We start from the raw sequence: 1,078 nt of genomic DNA, 5'->3' as shown, positions 1-1,078 counted from the left end.
CGGCTGATCCAAGATGAGCCATGAGCAATACAGAGATCGAGACTTTCGACAGCGTTTGGGACGCGATCGCCGACACATCGGCGGAGGCGGCCAACCTCAAGCTACGCTCCCAACTGATGGAGCAGATCGGCACCATCGTAGTGGAACAGGGCTGGACCCAACACGAGGCGGCCATTCACTGCGGCGTAACCCAGCCGCGGATAAACGACCTATTACGCGGGCGTATCTCCCGATTGAAGACATCCTCGCCGACTATCCCTACTTAGAGCGCGAGGACATCATGCAAGCACTGCGCTATGCCGCATGACGGGCTGAAGAAATATCTATTTGACTGCAAAGTCAAAATAATCGTTTGGAAATGGCTCACCCATTAACGTGAAATGCCACCACTCTTGTTCCAAGGGTTCAAAACCATGCTTTATTGGGGATGATACCCTTGACGTCGACGAAGCCCTCCGGCAAATTGTCGGCTAAAGATGGGAATCCCGAAAGGGCGCATAAGAGCAGGAAAAATGACAGTGTAATTGAACGTCCCAATTGGAACCCTTTCGTTATTAAAAACCACGAATGAACACGAATAGACACGAAAATTAGTGTGGATTCGTGTTCATTGCTTGAAAGTTACAGAGGAGCCGAACCGCGGCATTGGGTCGCTTGCAGCCAAATGTTAGGCGAATGAGCCGTGAAAAACGACCCATTAAGAGCCTGTTTTGTTGGTAGCCGCCGGCAGTAGCAGTGTGGCATAAAGCCAGAACGTCAACCGGGACCTTAATCACAATAGACCAAATGTCTGTGAAGCACCTCGTTAAGCGCTTTTTCGCTGCGACTTGATATCGGCGATTATGTCTTTCGCGGACATGCCCTTGAAAAGTTGCTCGCGTTCTTCAGTGTAGTTTCCCGTGCCGACTCTGAACTGGCTCAGGAATCGAATTGTGTCAACGACACCGATCTCTCTAACAAGAACATTCGTGGCATGCCAAGTTACTTCGGAAATGGGTTGAACCCTGAGATATCCCCACATTATTTCTATCTAAGACAACAAGTTGTAGTGTGTAGTTACTGTCGATCTGGACATGCA

2 protein-coding genes and 1 pseudogene are annotated in these 1,078 nt (G+C 49.6%); 2 read left to right on the top strand and 1 reads right to left on the bottom strand.

The features are described 5' to 3' along the window. Positions 1 to 20: 20 nt before the first annotated feature. On the top strand, positions 21 to 266 hold the full coding sequence (locus BQ17_RS02080; RefSeq protein ID WP_089724076.1) for a helix-turn-helix domain-containing protein: 246 nt from the start codon (positions 21 to 23) through the stop codon (positions 264 to 266). Then, positions 233 to 307, top strand: a complete 75-nt coding sequence (locus BQ17_RS23855) for a DUF433 domain-containing protein (RefSeq protein WP_369406452.1) — start codon at positions 233 to 235, stop codon at positions 305 to 307. Before BQ17_RS02080 ends, BQ17_RS23855 begins: the two co-directional genes overlap by 34 nt. 16 nt (positions 308 to 323) lie before the next feature. Here BQ17_RS23855 and BQ17_RS24530 read toward each other — a convergent pair. Continuing rightward, positions 324 to 422: pseudogene (locus BQ17_RS24530) on the bottom strand (M15 family metallopeptidase); the annotation flags it as partial. Positions 423 to 1,078: the final 656 nt, after the last annotated feature.

The sequence above is a fragment of the Candidatus Thiosymbion oneisti genome (assembly GCF_900092655.1).
GTDB classification, from domain to species: domain Bacteria; phylum Pseudomonadota; class Gammaproteobacteria; order Chromatiales; family Chromatiaceae; genus Thiosymbion; species Thiosymbion oneisti.
The sequence above is the reverse complement of the archived record's forward strand: the minus strand, read 5'-3'. Positions and strand labels throughout refer to the sequence as shown.

Bases quoted from the DNA above. Each gene is read 5' to 3' on its own strand.
- BQ17_RS02080 (WP_089724076.1), top strand. From the start codon at position 21: ATGAGCAATACAGAGATCGAGACTTTCGACAGCGTTTGGGACGCGATC.